Origin of the sequence: Chryseobacterium lathyri (genome assembly GCF_030812195.1) — a bacterium.
In the GTDB taxonomy this organism is placed as follows: domain Bacteria; phylum Bacteroidota; class Bacteroidia; order Flavobacteriales; family Weeksellaceae; genus Chryseobacterium; species Chryseobacterium lathyri_A.
This window is the reverse complement of the sequence record NZ_JAUSSF010000001.1, coordinates 1,194,556-1,213,440: the sequence shown is the minus strand read 5'-3', so window position 1 is coordinate 1,213,440 and position 18,885 is coordinate 1,194,556. Positions and strand designations below refer to the sequence as shown.

Sequence of the window (18,885 nt, the reverse complement as noted above, 5' to 3'; positions counted from 1 at the left end):
AATAAAGATAAGAGAATCCCGGTAATCCTGACGGCATTGTTTCTTAAATAAATTGATAGTAAGAATCTGGGATCTATAATTTTCACAAATTTATTGATAACTCAACCGCTTTACGGGTTTGAAATTATATCAAAAAAGTTCTTCATAGCGGAAGAGTAATTACTAATCTACGTGCAACGCTCAACAGTTTACTATTCAATTTTCCAGTTCAAAGCTTGATATAGTGTGAAAGGCATCTATTTCTTTATTTTTTTCTCCTTGAAATGTATCATAATTAACTACTAATAATTTCCCTTTATAGATAATAGTTTCACAAGGGTTATCCAGTTTTCCGTCAGAGCCGTCTGCATTGTCATTTTCCCAAAGCAGCGAAATTGTATTGGTATCTAAATTGAGTTGGTGTACGCTGTTATTCTCATAATTGGCAACAAAAATATTAAAATTATCTTTGAGGAAATTATGTATATTGAAAGCCTGAAGGATTACATAACCATCCATTTGGAAAATGGAAAATCACACCATATAAAAAAAAATATCTCGGTTTTTGAAAAATTATTGAGTTCTGAATTTATTCGAATTCATCGTTCCTTTATTATTCAGACAAAAAAACTGACTGCTTATACTAAAAACGAAATTGAAATAAATTCCATAGAAATTCCCATTGGAACCAGCTACAGGGAAAACTGGCTGAATCACTTAGAAACCATTATTCTAAAATAGTAGAACACTGAATCTCATTATTATTTAAAATTCGGTTCTTGCTATTTATATCATTTTCACGTGGCTAAAATCTGGTACGGCAGCTTGCTGTTGTATGTAATTATTAAAAGTTTTTAAGAAGAGATTCAATTAAAATACTAATTTAGCTTATAAACTTTTTCCATGACCCACAATGAACTGATCATCAATTACCTTAACGAAACCAGAAGACGCAGTGTTTTCTTATGGAAAGGACTGCCCGAGGACTTGTATGGCTGGAAACCGGATTCTGAAGCCATGACTGCTATTCAGATGATAAGACATGTTCTGCAGGCTGACTATGGCTGGAATATGATCATCAATAAAGAAGATATGAGCAATTATCAAACACCTTGGGAGGACCGGTCCTACAGCAATGTTGAGGATGAAATTGAATTTGCAGAACCTTATCGCCAAAATTTTTTACAAAGTGTCAGAAAATTCTCGGAAAAAGAGCTTTCCAATACCATCATTATCCACCCTGGAAACGGAGCTGAAAAACTTCTTGGCAATTATCTTCTGAGAATTGCATACCATGAATCTGTACATGCGGGACAGTTTTTATCTTATCTAAGAACAATGGGAGTGGAAAGGCCTTTTATCTGGGATTGAAGGCTTAATAGCTAGAATCCATAATGAACGTTTATTTAGTTTGATACAGGACAGTATAGTGCAGGATTGCCTATGGACCAAGTTTTAATAAAGATGGTGAAACTTAACTTTTCATGTCGTTAACAATATCGTAATCAACAGTAATTTTATTTAAGAAAAAAAAAGTTTACATTTCGGTAAAATTTTATATCTATCTATGGAAATTTCAGGTGTTTTTTTAGCTCTGATACTGGAAGCCATTCTCTCTTACTTTTTATTTAAAAAAGAAAATTCAAAGAAAAATATTTTCTTAATCCTTTATATTGTAACGGTTACTTTAGATATTCTCTGGGAATATTTTATTTTTAATTTGGGGAATAAAAGTACTTTTCTGATAGACCAATATCCTTCTAGTTTCAGACTTCTGAAAGGGCCGTTATTATTTTTAACGGGTAAATATTTACTGCAGCGTACCAACACTTGGAAGCAATACCTCCATTTCCTCCCGTTCTTTATTGTTTTCATTTTTAATATTATTGTTATTTTTATAAGTACAGAATCTCAGAGTTTTCATCAGTTTTATTTATGGATCTTTAAAATTTACCCGGTATATTGGTGTTGTTATTTAATAGCTGCTTTGGCTGAACAGATTAAAAACAGGAATCCGGAAAATAAATTTCAGAAATTGTTTATCAGATTTCTATTCTTTGTTCTTACTTTGGTGATCATATATGTCATATGTGCTTATGGGAAATTGGTGGAAAGGGAATTATTAAGAATTATATATGCATTTTCTTTTTTTATTCAGTTTGCTTTTTTAATACGGTTAAATCAAATAGACAGGCAGTCTTCAATAACTGCCAAAAAGAGTGATGAGCCTTTTGTAATTGAAACTCAGAATATTAAAATAAACTCTAAAAAAGATATAAAATATAAAACGTCTGTTTTGAGCAGGGACTATATTTCAAACACAAATAATCAATTGATTGAGCTCCTGAAAAATAAAAAAATATATATCAAGGAAGATCTGAGCATGGACGATATTTCAAATATGATTCACGTTTCAAAAAATCATTTATCACAATGCATTTCCGAAGGCCTTCAAACTAATTTTTATGATCTGATTAATAAATATAGAATCGAAGAATTTATTGAACAAATCAATCTGAATCCTAACCTGCAGATCAGTGAGCTTTACTATCAATGTGGATTTAGATCCAAGGCCACCTTTTACAAATATTTTAAACAGCAAACCGGTATAACTCCAAACGATTACAGAAAAAAAATTCTTGAAGAAAAAGAAGTATTACAACAAGCTTAATCCCAAACACAAATCTGTTAATAAATAATTAAGATACGGTAATGTACTGGTATTTAATTTGTTAAAGGTTCAATTGTCGGAAATAAGTTCATCTCAATACAGATGAACTTTTAAAAAAGAAAGTAGAAATAGTTTTGCAGCAAATCAACTGTACTGTAAAATGAAAAAACTAACCTCTACTTTAGCTGTTGCTCTTTTCTGTGCTTCCATTCATTCTTTTGCCCAGATTCAGGTAAGTGGGAAAGTGGAAGATTCACAAGGAAGGCTTCCACAGGCAAAAATTTTAACCAACGACAACAAGACCTTTGTTCTTACGGATAATCAGGGAAACTTTACAATTATAATTCCTGAAGGTTCTACATCTATTATTGTGACTTATGAAGGCTATTCTGATAAAAAGATTGACATAGATCTTTCAGCCAACCCAAAAACTGCAGATTTAGGAGTTATTGTATTGGAAAACAGAGAAAAAGTAAAAAGTATTGAAGGCGTAATCATCGCTTCAGCATACAAGCCTTCCCAAGCAAGGGCACTGAATATTAAAAAGAATTCAGAAACTATTTCAGATGTTTTAGCCTCCGATGCTATCGGGAAATTACCTGACAGAAATGCTGCAGAAGCGATTCAAAGATTACCCGCAGTAACGATTGAAAGGGATATGGGAGAAGGAAGATTTGCTGCTGTGAGAGGAACACCTATACAGTGGAGCTCTTCTACACTTAATGGGAATAGAATGCCGAGCGCAAGTGGTGATTATGCTAACAGGGGATTACAGATGGATATTTTCCCTTCAGAGCTTATTCAATATGTAAAATTATCCAAAACGCTTACTCCTGATATGGATGGAGATGCCATTGGTGGAACTATAGATTTCATTACGAAAACAGCCGTGAATAAAGAAACTTTTTCTGTAAATCTGGCGGGCGGATATGTGAATCAGTCGCAATCATCAAGTTACAATGCTTCAGTAGTCTATGGGAATAAGATTACAGATAAGCTGAAATTTATCACATCTGCCGTGATCTGGAACAGAGATACCGGAATTGATAATTTCCAGATGGTTTATGATTTCAACAATAAGAATAAAGGAAAATCTTTTGCGATCAATCAATTGCAGTTACGTGATTATATTGCACAGAGACGAACCTTAGGCTTCAATGGGGCTTTGGATTATCAAATCAATAAAAACAATAAGCTTTACTTTAAGGGTTTATATAGTCAGTATATTGACCGCCAGAATGTTAGAGAATCTTACTTTAATTTTAATACAAAAAATGTTCAGCTGCAGGCCAGACATGCGGATTATATCACTGATCTATATTCTTTTGACCTTGGAGGTGAGCACAAATTATCAGATAAATTAAAGATGGATTGGTCATTGGTAAACTCAAGATCCAGCTTTGAATTCAATTCCCCTAAAAATCTAAGTAAAGATGAAAGAGGTTATCCAATCGTACTGTTCAGACAGGATATGACGTATGGAAATCTTTCCGGTGATGGACTTAAATATTTAGCCATGGATTCACCGGATGGTATCGGAGATGCTTCGGATATTGTATTGCCGCATAATTTAAGTGCATTGGATCCTTCCCGGCTTTATTTGTATCAAACCATTATCAGCAGAAATAAAAACAGTGAAAGAGACTATAGGGCTCAGCTTAATTTTAATTATAAGCTCAATGACAAGATTAATCTAAAGGCAGGAGGAAAATTGATTAATAAAGATAAAAATTTTGCATCAAGCGTTTATGTATGGATGCCCTCAAAACTTTTAGGAATACCCGGATCTGCACCTCTTGTGTATCTTAATCAGCTGCAAACGGAAGATTTTCCCTATAATGGTGGGTTTCTTAATCCTTTGAATAATCCTTTCAACAGTGTTTTAATCAATCAGATTACAAATGGGCAGATTGATCAGGTCTATACCCCGGAATTTATGGCTGCCAATACAATATTAAATATACAGGGAGCCAGTACAGGGAGCAATCTTGCGTCTTCTTACTCTGGAAAAGAGAATGTATATTCGGCTTATGTAATGGGAAATTTCAGATTGACTGATAAATTTACAGTTATTGGAGGAATAAGAAACGAATATAATGTCACGAATTTTAAAGGGAATAGAGTAGTCCAGCAGGGAAATACAGCAAATGCAGAACCTGTTGAAAGAGAAAATAAGTACAATGCTTTTTTACCGATGGTCAATATGAAGTATAACCTGGATGAAAATACGATTTTAAGAGCTTCCTACACCCGGTCATTTGCAAGACCTGATTTCAGCGATCTGAATCCCGGTTTACAGATCAACGATGCCCTCCAAACCATCACAGAAGGGAATGCAGGATTGCAACCAACATATGCCAACAGTTTTGATGTGATGTTCGAAAAATACTTTTCAAATCTTGGGATCATCTCTGTAGGAAGTTTTTATAAAAGACTTAGCAATATTATTTATCAGGATCAGACAACAGAACAGAGAAATGGGCTTACCTATCTTAAAACTTCACCGAATAATCTGGAGCAGGGATGGCTGTTTGGGCTGGAAGCCAATTTCAGTAAACGTTTTACAGAACTTCCTGGCATACTGCAACATTTCGGGCTTGAAGGAAACTATACTTTTGTAGATTCAAAAACTGAAATCCCAGTATATCAGAATGGAAACGCTATAGATAAAATTGAGACTGCGCTGCCAAAACAGGCAAAACATATCTTCAATATAAGTGTTTTTTACGAAACAGATAAATTTATGATAAGGCTCGCCGGAAATTATAAAGGAAAATATCTTAATGCAATCCGTTCTATGGCCGGGCCGGAACACTACCAGTGGTTCGACAAAAATTTCACGCTTGATACTACGGCTTCTTATGCCCTTTCAAAAAGAATAAGACTCTTTATTGAGCTTAATAACCTTTTAAACGAACCCAACAGATTCTATCACGGAGAAGCGGCAAGGACAGAAAGCGTTTCTTATACAGGCTTCCGTGGACAAATGGGTGTTTCATTAAACTTTTAATCTAAATTTTTCAATATGAATAAAACAATACTATCCATGTTCGGATTGTTATCCGTTATGACTATGGCACAGAATAAAAAAGAATTCAGCGGCTATCCGGAAGGTTTAAAAATCAATCAGATTCAGGTGCTGGGAACACATAATAGCTATGCTAGACCTGTAGATCCCAAAGTTATTAAACTGGTCACAGGAATTATGGGTAAATTAAAAAATTCTTTTTTTGATAAGATGACTGCCGAAGAGAAAGCTAAATTTCAGGAATATCACCCCAACGGATTGGATTTTGCCGAAGCTTTAAATTATGATCATCCTGATTTTAATGAGCAGCTTAATGCCGGTTTAAGAAACCTGGAAATAGATGTCTATTACGATCCTACAGGGAACAGGTTCAATAAACCTGCGGCGTATGAAATTCTGAAAAACCAAGGAATAACAGATCTGGCACCTTATTCTGCCGAAGATCTGGATAAACCCGGTTTCAAAGTGATGCATATTGCAGATATTGACTTCAGAACGCACTATACAACTTTTAAAAAAGCGCTTCAGGCATTAAAAGATTGGTCTGATAAAAATCCTAATCATATTCCGGTCTTTATTCAGATTGAAGCTAAGGATTCCGGGATTCCTATTTTCCCCAATGCATCTGAAGTGCTGAAATTTGATGAAAAAGCATTCGATGATCTTGATAAGGAGGTACTTTCTGTCTTGGGAAGAAAAAAGATCATTACTCCTGATGATGTTAAAGGAAAGTATAAAACCTTAAACGAAGCGGTTCTTCATAATAACTGGCCAACAGTAAACAATTCGAAAGGAAAATTTGTATTTGTCCTCTTACCCTCCAGTGCAGGAATCAGTAATAATGAATCACCCTATCTGGCAGGCCATCCAAGTCTGAAAGGCAGGATGATGTTTATAGAATCTGCTCCCGGAAAAGATTATTCTGCTTTTGTACTGTATGATAATGCAATCGTAAGACAAAATGAAATCCAGAAACTGGTAAAAGAAGGATATCTTGTAAGAACCCGCTCGGATATAGAAACATATGAAGCAAAGGTAAATGACAGGACCAGGGAAAAAGCAGCTTTTAGCAGTGGTGCGCAAATAGTTTCCACTGACTTCTTCAAAAAGGGAAACACATATGGAACAGATTATTATGTAACTTTACCCGGTGGAGAAACAGCAAGATGTAATCCCATAAATTCTTCTAAAAATAATAAATAATCTATTAAAATACTAATCTATTAAGAAAGGGGAATGCCTAATTGTATTGATAATTAAAGATTCAGCTAAATTATGATATTACCTGTATATTGGCTTATTAATTGATATTGAATTTTATCCAATTTTTAGTTATTGATGAACAGATCGATCGTAATTTTTATTTTCTTTTTAAATTGTTTTTTCTTTTTAAATGCACAGGAAAGAAAAGATTCGCTTTATTATAAAATAGAAAATTTTTCGGATAAAAGAAAAGTTACCAAATTTATTCATCGTTTTATATTTCGGAGAGAAGCAGATTCAGCATCTGTTAAAACACGAACTGAGAAACTTTTACAAGAGACTCATAAGGGAAAATATATCAGAAATATTCGGATAGAAACAATTGACCCGTTTGGATACGGTTCGAAAGAGAAAAAAGAAAAGACCAAGTGGTATGATTGGTTCACAAATCATCTTCATGCCAATACGAGAAATTCTACCGTTAATAATTATTTACTTTTTCAGAAAGGGGAAGAATATAATGCCCAGAAACTCTATGAATCTGAACGTTTGTTAAGAACAATGCCTTTTATAAACAGGGTGAATATTAGTGTGTCCGACAGTGCTTCCGGCAAAGATTCTATTGATGTTGTGGTAAAAGTTCTCGATTCCTGGAGTCTAAAGCCCAGAATCAGTTATTCAGGAAGCAGAATTGGCTTGGGGGTTACTGAAGAAAATATACTGGGATTAGGACACGAATTGAACCTACTTTACAGAAATGATTCCAAAGAAAAGCAGGATTATCTTTTAGGAAGCTACACTGCATATAACCTTTTAGGTTCTTATATCAACGCTCAGGTTTTGGGGGAACGGGATTTTTTGAAAAATGAAAGGATTAATTTCAATGTCAGAAGAGATTTTTTTTCACCTCTGACGAAATGGGCGGGCGGTTTTACTTTCGAGTATTTCATGCGAAATGTTTCACTTCCGACAGAAACGGGCACCACCTTTCCGGAAGTTCAAATCAAAGTGTACAGCCAGGATTTATGGGGTGGTTATCAAATTCCCGTTTCACCTGATTCAAATGAAAAAATCAACAGTAATATTGCTGTGATAGGAAGATTTCAAAATTATCAATACAAAGACAGTCCCGGAATCAATCAGTATCAATATTTTAGTTCTTACAGCAGTTTTCTGATGTCTGTAGGGTTTATTCACAGAAATTTTTCAGTTCAGAAGAATATCTTTCAATATGATTTGCCGGAAGATATTGCTTATGGTAATTCAATGAATTTTACAGCTGGAGTTTTATCAAGAAGCAATGACGTGAAGCCTTATGTGGGAATTTCTGCATCGTATGGGAATTTTATAAAGATAGGTTATTTCAATTTGAAAGCTCAGTTTGGAAGATTTTTTAATGAAGACAGCCAGAACCGCGAATCTTTTCGTTTGGATGGAACTTATTTTACTAACCTTATGGATTGGAAATTTGCCAAAGCAAGACATTTTTTTTCTCCGACTTTAGCATTAGGAAATCCGCAGCACAATTATTCTTATAAAGACCGGATAAATCTTTCTTCTGCAGATGAATTTCCTGTTTACAATTCAGATTATATAGGAACTAAAAAATTGGTTTTGAGATATCAGCTTCAGCTTTTCATTAATAAAACCTGGAAGAATTTTCATTTCAGCCCTTATCTAACCGCAGCAGCTGGCTGGTTAGGAATGCCCGATGATAAACTACTGAAAACAAAAAGTAACACTAAGATAGGGATTGGTGTTTTGATAAATAACCCATATCTGGTCTTCAATAGAATTCAAATTTCTTTTACTTATTACCCCCGCGTTCCTTTCGATAATAATTCAGTTTTTGATTTTAACAGTAATCGGAATAATATTTTGCCGATGAGCGACCTTGCGACAGAGATTCCTCATTTTGTGAATTTTGGAAATTGATAACCCTAAGTTTTTAGTCCGCAATCAATTGTCGGAAGGAAAAAATCAGGCTCACACATTTCCACCTGCTCCTGTATAATATGAAGGCTCCGGATTATGCTCCCTATCATTCATTGGTATTGGAGCATGCGGATCTCAAGATTCATTACCCGGAATTCATAATTGATGTCCAGCCAGGGACATTTCCGTTAGCAGATGTCAGAGACGTATTACAGGAATGGTTGGCCTTTTTACAATCCTAGATTATTTTTAGGATCAGTTCCCTATATATTCACTGTTATTTAATGAACAGATTGAGTGTTTTTCTGGGTATAATAAGTTTTTGCAATATTTTTTTTAAAAATTGATTTATAAGCATATATGTGTGGTATGTAGGCATAAAATGATTAAAAAAATAAATGTTTTTCGAAATTTTGTAAGTATTTTTGGCAGTATTTAAATGTAAAATAAACCCTAAGTACTCATTCATCTTATGATCTTAATTGTTGATGATAACCAAAGCAATCTCTATTCATTAAAAAAACTGCTGGAATCTAAAGACTTTCAGGTAGATACAGCCAATTCAGGAGAAGAGGCATTGGGCAAAGCAATAAAAAATAATTATGCACTCATTATTCTGGATGTGCAGATGCCTGATATGGATGGATTTGAAGTGGCGGAAACATTAGCAGATTACAGTAAGACAAAGGAAGTTCCCATTATATTTTTATCCGCAGTTAATACCGAAAAGAAATTTATAACCCGCGGATATGCTTCGGGTGGAAAAGATTATGTTACAAAACCTGTAGATCCGGAAATTCTGTTGCTTAAAGTGAAAACCTTCTACAATCTCCAGGAGCAAAATCTTGCCATGAAAAAGACCCAGCAGAGTCTGGAACTGGAAGTTAAAGGAAGACGTGAATCACAGGTGACCATGAAGTCCCAGATTGATCATTTCCAGCTAATGCTCGAATCCCTTCCGCAGATTGCATTTACACTTAATGAAGACGGAAATATAGAATTTGTCAACTGCAAATGGTACCAATATTCAGATACGGATGTAGATTTTCCCGAAGTTCATCCCGATGATCTTAACATCAGAGAAGAATTTGAACGCTGCAGAAAAAAGAATAAAGCGCTTGAGCTGGAGGTCAGAATAAAAAAAGTGGATTCCGGAGACTACAGATACCATCTCTTGCGGATAACCCCTGTGAATGACGGAAAAGTAATTAAAAACTGGGTAGGGACCTTTACAGATATTGATGATCAGAAAAAAGTTGAAAAAGAAAAGGATGAATTCCTGAGTATCGCCAGCCATGAGCTGAAAACACCTTTAACCAGTATAAAAGCTTATGTTCAGCTTTTGGACCGTAAATTAAAACTAGATAAACAAAGCGCTGAAGCAGGCTTCATGAACAAGGTTCAGGATCAGATAGAAAAACTGAACACGCTGATCGCCGACCTTCTTGATATTTCGAAAATAGAAAATGGAAAGCTTAAAATCAACAAAAAACCAACCAGCCTTGAAAATATTATAAGCAATGCGGTTGAAACCATTATTCAGACCCATGACGAAAATAAAGTCAAGATAAAACGGGATGGTATAAGTCCAGATATCCTGATTCCTTTAGATGAAATACGCATAGAGCAGGTTCTCATTAACTTCCTTACCAACGCCATTAAATACTCTCCTCATAATAACCAGATTATAGTCACTACATTTGTAGACGAAGAAAAAAAGGAAGTAAAAGTAAGCGTCACCGATTTCGGAATAGGAATTCCGGACTTTAAGCAAGATGCCGTATTCCACAAATTTTACCGTGTAGAAGAATCTTCACTGCAGTTCCAGGGAATGGGCATCGGGTTGTTTATCTGTTCGGAAATTATCAAACAGCATCACGGTACCATAGGAGTATCCAGTAAAGTAGAAGAAGGTTCTACTTTCTATTTTACTTTACCTTTAAACTAATTCTCATGCCGAAAAAAATAATCAGAAATCTTCAGTTTGGGGTCGGATTATCTTTGCTGATCCTGATTGCAAGTTCAGTTGCATCTTATCTGAGTATTCAAAGACAGATGGACCATCGCGAAAGTCTTTCTCAGAGCAGAAGATCCATAACGGCCGTAAAAGACGTTCTTGTTGCCCTGCTGGATGCCGAAACAGGAAACAGAGGTTACCAGCTTACAGGGAAAGAAAGCTTTCTGGAGCCTTATAACCGAAGTTTAAGCGAATTTTCTAAGGCGATAGAGCGGGCAAAATCTTTAGATATTTCAGATCAGAAACAGCTGCAGCGCTTAAATGATCTGGAAAAAAATGTTAACAGCAATATTGATAATTTAAAGCATTTCGTTCAGAACAGGCGGAACGGTATTATAATGACCCAGCAGCAGATCCTGCTGAGCAAAAGTTACATGGACAAATGCCGCCAGATCGTCCGCGATTTTGTACAGTACGAAGAAAACCAGCTTGAAATTAAAAATAAAGATCTCAACCGGTCATCCAGTACAACCGTCATGTTTATTGTTGTTTCGGCGGTAGCAGCGGTAGTCGTTACTATATTCTTTTATGTAAAGCTAAGGGCAGATTTGATCCGAAGAGACAAATTAGAAAAAGAATTAAGAGCAAAAGATCTTGAAATAAGCAGACGTGTAAGCGCTGTTCAGCAGATTGCAAACAGAGTGGCCAATGGAGATTACAGTCAAAAAGTAGTAGATAATTCACAGGATGATCTTGGAGATCTGGTAGATTCCCTGAATCATATGACCGATTCCCTGAAGAAATCTTTTGATAAGATCAATAAAAGTGACTGGCGCCAGAAAGGCCTTGCTTTACTCAATGAATCTTTGGTAGGCAATAAATCCGTGAAGGAAGTCTCTGATATATCCTTAAACCAGCTTGTAGAATACGGTAAATGCATCAATGGTGCTTTATATCTCTTTGATGAAAGAATGCTTAGAATGAGTGCAGCTTTCGGTCTGGAAAGCACAATGAAAAAAACTTTCGAACCGGGAGAAGGAATGGTGGGTCAGGCTTTTGTCAGTGAACATATGCAGGTGTACAATAACCTTCATGAAGAAGATTTTGTTGTAAGTTTTGCCAGCAGCAGAATAAAAATCAATGGAATCCTGTTACTTCCCATTCATGCAGATGGCCACTGTATCGGTGTGCTTGAATTAGGCTCAACAACAGATTTTGATGAAGAAAGGATAAATTATTTTGCTGAATCTGGCCGCAATATCGGAATTGCTTTAAATGCAGCCAAAGGTCGTGAAAAAGAACAGCAGCTCCTGGAAGAAACCCAGGCTCAGTCAGAAGAATTACAGGTACAACATGCCGAACTGGAAAATCTGAATACCGAATTGGAAGCCCAGACCCAGAAGCTTCAGGCGTCTGAAGAAGAGCTGAAAGTACAGCAGGAAGAGCTGATGCAGGCTAATGCGGAACTGGAAGAGCGCTCAAGAATGCTCGAAGAAAAGAACCACCTGATCGCAGAAAGAAACAGTGAAATCCAGAAAAAAGTAGAAGAACTAGCCTTAAGTACCAAGTACAAATCCGAATTTTTAGCCAACATGTCCCACGAACTGAGGACTCCGCTAAATTCAATTCTTCTTCTCTCAAGGCTAATGGCTGAAAACCCTGATGAAAATCTGAATGAAGATCAGATAGAATCGGCAAAAGTTATTCAGAGTTCAGGAAGCAGCCTTCTGACTCTTATCGATGAGATTTTAGATTTGGCCAAAATAGAATCGGGTAAAATGTCGTTGGAATATCAGGATGTAGCCATAGCTGATGTGGTGAGAGATCTCAAAAACCTCTTTAATCCGGTTGTTCAGGAAAAGAAACTCAAATTTGATATTCAGATAGAGAGTGATGTTGAAAAAACAATTGAAACCGACAGGCTTAGAGTAGATCAGGTGCTACGGAACCTTTTATCGAATGCTTTAAAATTTACATCAGAAGGAAGCATTGATCTGAATATAGCAAAAGACCCTAAAAATAAAGACTTTATTCTTTTCACTGTAAAAGATACCGGAATAGGAATTCCGGAAGAAAAGCAGTCCATTATTTTTGAAGCATTCCAGCAGGCAGACGGTTCTACACGCCGTAGATTTGGAGGGACCGGATTGGGGCTGTCCATAAGCCGTGAAATTGCAAGACTGCTTGGAGGAGAACTAACCCTGAAGAGTAAAGTGAATGAAGGCAGTGAGTTCAGCCTTATAATTCCTGTAAAAGCCACATCTGAAGCGGTTCTGCCAGAAACAGACCTGCATTTGGTAGATATTATCCGCGAAGACGTTGAAGAAATTCAGAATATTTTGGAAGACACAGAGTTGCAGCAGACCTTACCTGTTGAAATATTGCCGATTCCGGAAGCTATAGACGATGATCGGGACGTAATAACTGCACAGGATAAGGTGATTTTAATTGTGGAAGATGATATCCATTTCGCAAAAGCGCTCCTCAAATACGCTCGGATGAACCAATATAAAGGAGTAGTGGTTGTAAGAGGTGATCATGCATTATCTGCAGCTGTTCAGTACCATCCACAGGCGATTTTACTCGATGTTCAGTTACCGGTGAAAGACGGCTGGCAGGTGATGGATGAGCTTAAGTCAAATGTGTCAACCAAACACATTCCCGTCCATATGATGTCCGTGCTGCAGCTTGAGAAAGAAAGTCTAATGAAGGGTGCTATTGATTTCATTAATAAGCCGATGGCTCTTGATAAAATGACTGATGTTTTCAGAAAAATTGAAGAAGCCCTTTTGAAATCTCCGCAAAAGGTTTTAATTGTAGAAAACAATGCTAAACATGCCAGTGCCCTTGCTTACTTCCTGAGTAATTTCAATATTTCCTTATCTGTAGAAAATAATGTTGAAGACAGTGTGAAAGCTTTGACGGCATCCCATGTGGACTGTGTTATTTTAGAAACTTCCAAAGGTAATGAATACCAGATTATTGAATCTATTAAAAGTCATGAAGGACTGGAGAACCTGCCCATCATCATTTTTACAGAACACAGTTTATCCAAATCCGAAGAACTTAAGATCAAGCAGTATGCAGATTCCATTGTTGTAAAAACTGCCCATTCTTATGAAAGGATTTTAGATGAAGTAGGTTTATTCCTGCATTTGGTGGAAGAAAAAAATAACTCTGTGGAAACGGCAAGAAACAAAGTTTTAGGATCGTTAACCGAAGTTTTGAGTGGTAAAAAAATATTGATTACCGATGACGATGTCCGAAATATATTCTCTCTGACAAAAGCCCTGGAAAAATATAAAGTTGAGGTCGTTGTTGCTATGGATGGAAAGCATGCCCTGCAGCAGATTAAAGAGCATAAAGATATAGACGTTATTTTAATGGATATGATGATGCCAGAAATGGATGGCTATGAAACTATAAAAGAGATCAGAAAAATGCCGACCTTTATCAGGCTTCCCATTATCGCCATTACAGCAAAATCTATGATTGGAGATCGTGAAAAATGTATCGAGGCCGGAGCATCAGATTATATCTCGAAACCTGTGGATATTGATCAGTTATTGTCCTTACTGCGTGTCTGGTTATATGAAAGTTAAATGATGAAAAAGAAAATTTTAATTGTGGACGATGATCCACGCAATATATTTGCACTCAAGCTGACCCTGAAATCCCGTGGATATCAGATTGAAAGTTGCATAAGCGCTCAGGTAGCCATTCAGATTTTAAAAGAAAATGAAACAGATATTGTCCTTATGGATATGATGATGCCTGAAATGGACGGTTATGAAGCTATAAAAATGATCAGAAATACACCGGTTATCAGCCGTATTCCTGTAATCGCCGTGACAGCACAGGCAATGCCCGAGGACCGTCAGAAATGTCTCGATGCAGGAGCTCAGGATTATGTATCCAAACCGATTGATGTAGATCAGTTGATTACCGCTATAGAAAAACTTTCATAATGTTAGAGCCCAGCATTGTAAAAGATGAAGAAGTGGAATACCTTATAAAAGATGTTTATGAGATGTATGGCTATGATTTTTCAGAATATAGCAGAGCATCCTTCAAACGCCGGGTAAACCGCATCTGCCTGATTGACAGGTTTACAAGCTTTGCAGAACTGCGTTATACTATTCTCAATGATCCGGAATACCTCAAGCGTTTTGTAGAAGAAATTACGGTGAACGTTACAGAAATGTTCCGTGATCCGCAATTCTTTAAAGCGCTTAGGGAAAAGATATTGCCGCAGCTCGGCACCTATCCGCTGATCAGAATCTGGGTGGCAGGCTGCTCTACCGGTGAAGAAGCTTATTCCATGGCTATATTGCTTAAAGAGGCCAATCTGTACCACAAATCACTGATCTATGGCACGGATCTCAACCCATCCGTTTTGGAAACTGCACGTTCAGGAGTTTTTCCTTTACAGCAGATGAAAACCTATTCGGAAAACTACATCTTATCCGGCGGTAAAAAAGACTTTTCAGATTATTATACTGCGAACTATGACAGTGCAAGATTTGATAAAAGTTTACAGGAAAAGCTCATTTTATCTACTCATAACCTGGTTTCAGACAGTTCTTTTAACAGCTTTCAGCTGATCATCTGCAGAAATGTGCTGATCTATTTTGACAGAGGATTACAGGAGCGTGTTTTTAAACTTTTTGATAACAGCCTTGAAAATTTGGGCTATCTCGCTCTGGGAGCAAAAGAAACCCTTAGATTTTCCAAACTGGACAGGAATTACCATCAGATAGATGACCAGCGCATCTGGAAGAAAGCAGAGCATATATAATACACTGATTATGGAAACAGAAAACGCAAAAACAGAATTAGTGGTGATAGGAGGTTCTGCAGGAAGTTTGCAGGTCATTCTTGAAATGCTTAAAAATTTAAAAGAAGGGCTCAGTTTCCCTATTGTCCTGATATTGCACCGAAAGGCTTATTCAACCAATATCCTGCAGACGCTGCTACAGCAGTTTATTTCCATTGAAGTGGTGGAAATTGATGATAAAACAGAAATTCAGAACAATAAAGTGTATGTAGTTCCTGCAGATTACCATCTTCTTTTTGAGAACAGACATATGATGTCCCTGGATTTTTCAGAGAAAATGAACTATTCGCGGCCATCCATTGATGTGACTTTCAAATCTGCTGCAGAAGTATATGGTAAGAACCTGGTGGGGGTTCTGCTGTCAGGTGCTAATGCCGATGGAGTGGAAGGCCTGGGATTTATCAAAAAACATAAAGGGAAAGTATGGATCCAGGAACCGGAAACAGCTGAGGTAGATTTTATGCCCAGACATGCCTTGCAGGAGGTTGTTTGCGATTTAATCATTAAGCCGAATAATCTGCCAGACCATATCAATCAGCTTTAAATAATAAATAAAACAACCTTAAAAGATTTAAATAGAACAAATATGAGTACAAAGAAAATTTTGATTTTTGATGATGATACGACTATTTTAGAGATCATTACCATCATTTTCGAAGAGAATGGGTATCAGGTCGAAATTTCAGAAACATCTCATGATATTTTGGAAAAAGTTTCCCAGTTTCAGCCGGATGTTATTCTCATGGATAACTGGATTCCAAAAATTGGAGGAGTTCAGGCAACCCAGCTTCTGAAAAGTCACGAAGAATTCAGGTCCATTCCGGTTATTTATGTAACGGCTAACAATGATATCGTAAGACTGGCAGAAGAAGCCCGGGCCGATGATTATGTGGCAAAGCCATTCAATCTGGATGATCTCGAAGAAAAAGTAGCTAAATATTTGCAAAAGTAGGGCAAACTCCTATGATGCCGAAGCCTTTTATATGATAAAAAATCCTTACATTATTTGTAGGGATTTTTCACCTATATAATCTTTCTGAAAGGGCGGCGCCTGATTTTCTCAAAATATCTCATCCTTTCACGGATAAGATCAACACTGCATTTTCCGTTATTGATTTCAGTAATCAGTGCGGATAAAAATAATTTCAATTCAGGATAAGAAAATATTTTATTGGTAAATGTGGTCGCAATGATGGTCTTTTTAGATACAATATTCTGGGTAAAAGTATATTCGCCCTTCAAATCAACGTTTAAGCGAAACTGGTTTGCTATACTCATAGACAAATACCGGTGTATCAGGTCTATATTTTGTAACATGTTTTCCATCCTGGTGTATTTATATAGTATACAATAATATTTATGCCATAGTGTTGTTTTTTTCTTTTTTTAATTGATAAATCAGCAACAATGAAGATGAACATTGGATATTTTAAAATAAATAGTATCTTGTATTCAGAGAAATTGTAGAAGATCCTGAACTGATAAATTATCTGCTTTTAACATGTTAAAAGATATCATTGCCAAAAACCTTACTGTTATTTTTTGTGGAATTAATCCCGGGCTGAAATCTGCTGAAAATGGCCATCATTTTTCCGGAAAGAGCAACCGCTTTTGGAAAGTAATGCATAAAGCCGGATTTACCCCATACCAGATCGAAGCTGAGAACGACAGGGATATTTTAGATTTCGGATATGGGCTCACGACTGCTGTAGAAAGAGCAACCTCCCGCGCTGATGAGCTTTCAAAAGATGAATTCGACAGTTCGCTGGAGCTTTTTAAAGCAAAAATGACAGCATTTCAGCCCAGATATATCGTATTTCTCGGTAAAGCAGCATATCAGGCTTTCTCCAAAAAGAAACAGATCCCCTGGGGTCCGCAATCCGAAGATTTTTGTGGTGCCAGGGTTTGGGTTTTACCGAATACAAGCGGTTTGAACCGTGGATTTACCTTAGATGATCTGGTTGAATCCTATAGCGGTTTTTATAGGGAGATTCAAAATGATCAAATAGAACCGGATCTTCCGCACTAATTTTAAAAATGTATTGACCAGATTTCCTATTTTTGTCAAAATCCTACCATCCATGAAGAATGTCCTGAGCTGGATATTAATTGCATTTCTTACGGTGTCTCTTTTGAATAACTGCTTCAGCAATAGCATTCAGAAGGAGATCAGGGAAAAAGCTTCATTCCTTGCTGAACTGAGGAAATTATATTCTTCCGGAGACCCTTCAAAATGGCCGAAACCGATCCTTGATCCCGAAGCTGTACCTCACTTTTCTGAAATAGGACATCTGCCGGAAATTCAGCTTCCTGCGGATAATCCCTATTCCGAAGATAAAGCACTGTTGGGAAAAACACTTTTCTATGATCCGCGACTTTCCCAATCCAACCAGATTGCATGCGCTTCCTGCCATGATCCTGAACTGGGATGGTGTGATAACCGGACCTTCTCTTTCGGGCACGACAGGCAGCTGGGTACCAGGAATGCAATGAGCATTCTGAATGTAGCTTATGCTAGGTCATTATTCTGGGACGGCCGCGCTGCATCCCTTGAAGAACAATCCGAAATGCCGATTCGTGATGAAAGAGAAATGAATGGACATATTGATCTTGCAGCCGGGAAAATTGCAAAGATCAAGGGCTATGAAATATTATTTGAAAAAGCTTTTGGAGATAAAATGGTTTCAAAGGACAGAATTTCCAAGGCAATAGCCACTTTTGAAAGAACAATAAAGAGCGGAACTTCTAAATTTGATCAGTTTATTGATGGTAAAGCAGATGTTTATTCTGATGATGAACTCATGGGCTTACATCTTTTCCGGACCAAAGCTCAATGTATGAATTGCCACAGCTCCGGCTATTTTTCCAATAACCATTTCGAAAATATAGGAACCTCTTTATTAGGATCAAAAGAAGAAGATCTGGGTAGGTATTTAGTCACTAAAAATCCGGAAGATGCCGGGAAATTCCGAGTGCCGGGATTGCGTGAAGTTTCAAGGACAGGGCCATGGATGCATAACGGCTCTATGACAACCCTCACGGAAGTGATAATGTTTTACAGCAAAGGAAATCCTGAGCATTCTCAAAAACGGTCGACGGTTCATCAGGGAATAACACTGGCTTCTGAAAAATCTGGTTTTGTAAGACTACTGGATCTTACGGATGAGGAAACGCCCCAGCTGGAAGCATTTCTAAGGACCTTATCTACAAAGCCGGAAAGAGTGCTGCCTCCTGCATTACCCAGGTAAAAACTCCTCGCATAATCAGTAATTAAT

General features: G+C 36.8%; 16 protein-coding genes. 14 read left to right on the top strand and 2 right to left on the bottom strand.

Going from position 1 to position 18,885, the window contains the following annotated elements:
- Positions 1–195 precede the first annotated feature (195 nt).
- Positions 196–498 carry a hypothetical protein gene (locus J2T03_RS05480; RefSeq protein WP_307209930.1) on the bottom strand — a complete coding sequence of 101 codons (303 nt, stop codon included), beginning with the start codon at positions 496–498 and terminating at the stop codon, positions 196–198.
- Here J2T03_RS05480 and J2T03_RS05475 point away from each other — a divergent pair.
- The 12 genes from J2T03_RS05475 to J2T03_RS05420 all read left to right on the top strand — a co-directional run bounded on the left by J2T03_RS05475 (position 460) and on the right by J2T03_RS05420 (position 16,562).
- On the top strand, positions 460–720 hold the full coding sequence (locus J2T03_RS05475; RefSeq protein WP_307209929.1) for a LytTR family DNA-binding domain-containing protein: 261 nt from the start codon (positions 460–462) through the stop codon (positions 718–720). The two genes, J2T03_RS05480 and J2T03_RS05475, sit on opposite strands and share 39 nt — an antisense overlap.
- A gap of 162 nt (positions 721–882) precedes the next feature.
- Positions 883–1,350 carry a DinB family protein gene (locus J2T03_RS05470; RefSeq protein WP_306841856.1) on the top strand — a complete coding sequence of 156 codons (468 nt, stop codon included), beginning with the start codon at positions 883–885 and terminating at the stop codon, positions 1,348–1,350.
- A gap of 736 nt (positions 1,351–2,086) precedes the next feature.
- On the top strand, positions 2,087–2,650 hold the full coding sequence (locus tag J2T03_RS05465; RefSeq protein ID WP_307209927.1) for a helix-turn-helix domain-containing protein: 564 nt from the start codon (positions 2,087–2,089) through the stop codon (positions 2,648–2,650).
- Positions 2,651–2,810: 160 nt separating this feature from the next.
- Positions 2,811–5,660, top strand: coding sequence for a TonB-dependent receptor (locus tag J2T03_RS05460; RefSeq protein ID WP_307209925.1), 2,850 nt, complete (start codon positions 2,811–2,813; stop codon positions 5,658–5,660).
- A 15-nt stretch (positions 5,661–5,675) separates the two neighbouring features.
- Positions 5,676–6,881, top strand: a complete 1,206-nt coding sequence (locus J2T03_RS05455) for a Ca2+-dependent phosphoinositide-specific phospholipase C (protein WP_307209924.1) — start codon at positions 5,676–5,678, stop codon at positions 6,879–6,881.
- Positions 6,882–7,016: 135 nt separating this feature from the next.
- Complete coding sequence (locus J2T03_RS05450) at positions 7,017–8,816, top strand: hypothetical protein (protein ID WP_307209922.1); 1,800 nt, start codon at positions 7,017–7,019, stop codon at positions 8,814–8,816.
- A 472-nt stretch (positions 8,817–9,288) separates the two neighbouring features.
- On the top strand, positions 9,289–10,764 hold the full coding sequence (locus J2T03_RS05445; RefSeq protein ID WP_307209920.1) for a hybrid sensor histidine kinase/response regulator: 1,476 nt from the start codon (positions 9,289–9,291) through the stop codon (positions 10,762–10,764).
- Between the two features lie 5 nt (positions 10,765–10,769).
- A complete protein-coding gene (locus J2T03_RS05440; protein WP_307209919.1) occupies positions 10,770–14,375 on the top strand; it encodes a response regulator in 3,606 nt (1,201 codons plus the stop codon).
- Positions 14,376–14,741: a response regulator gene (locus J2T03_RS05435; protein ID WP_306841867.1), complete on the top strand. Its 366-nt coding sequence runs from the start codon at positions 14,376–14,378 to the stop codon at positions 14,739–14,741.
- Positions 14,741–15,571, top strand: coding sequence for a CheR family methyltransferase (locus J2T03_RS05430; protein ID WP_306841869.1), 831 nt, complete (start codon positions 14,741–14,743; stop codon positions 15,569–15,571). The genes J2T03_RS05435 and J2T03_RS05430 overlap by 1 nt, the downstream gene beginning before the upstream one ends.
- A gap of 10 nt (positions 15,572–15,581) precedes the next feature.
- Positions 15,582–16,154 carry a chemotaxis protein CheB gene (locus J2T03_RS05425; protein WP_306841870.1) on the top strand — a complete coding sequence of 191 codons (573 nt, stop codon included), beginning with the start codon at positions 15,582–15,584 and terminating at the stop codon, positions 16,152–16,154.
- Between the two features lie 42 nt (positions 16,155–16,196).
- Positions 16,197–16,562 (top strand): response regulator, encoded by a 366-nt coding sequence (locus tag J2T03_RS05420; RefSeq protein ID WP_306841871.1) that lies wholly within the window; start codon positions 16,197–16,199, stop codon positions 16,560–16,562.
- A gap of 71 nt (positions 16,563–16,633) precedes the next feature.
- Here J2T03_RS05420 and J2T03_RS05415 read toward each other — a convergent pair whose 3' ends face one another.
- A complete protein-coding gene (locus J2T03_RS05415; RefSeq protein ID WP_306841873.1) occupies positions 16,634–16,936 on the bottom strand; it encodes a hypothetical protein in 303 nt (100 codons plus the stop codon).
- A 175-nt stretch (positions 16,937–17,111) separates the two neighbouring features.
- On the opposite strand from J2T03_RS05415, the gene mug reads away from it, so the two are divergent.
- Positions 17,112–17,639: a G/U mismatch-specific DNA glycosylase gene (gene mug / locus J2T03_RS05410; RefSeq protein ID WP_307209917.1), complete on the top strand. Its 528-nt coding sequence runs from the start codon at positions 17,112–17,114 to the stop codon at positions 17,637–17,639.
- Between the two features lie 52 nt (positions 17,640–17,691).
- The gene (locus J2T03_RS05405) at positions 17,692–18,858 is read left to right on the top strand and encodes a cytochrome-c peroxidase (RefSeq protein ID WP_307209914.1); all 1,167 of its coding nucleotides are present in this window, start codon (positions 17,692–17,694) and stop codon (positions 18,856–18,858) included.
- Positions 18,859–18,885: the final 27 nt, after the last annotated feature.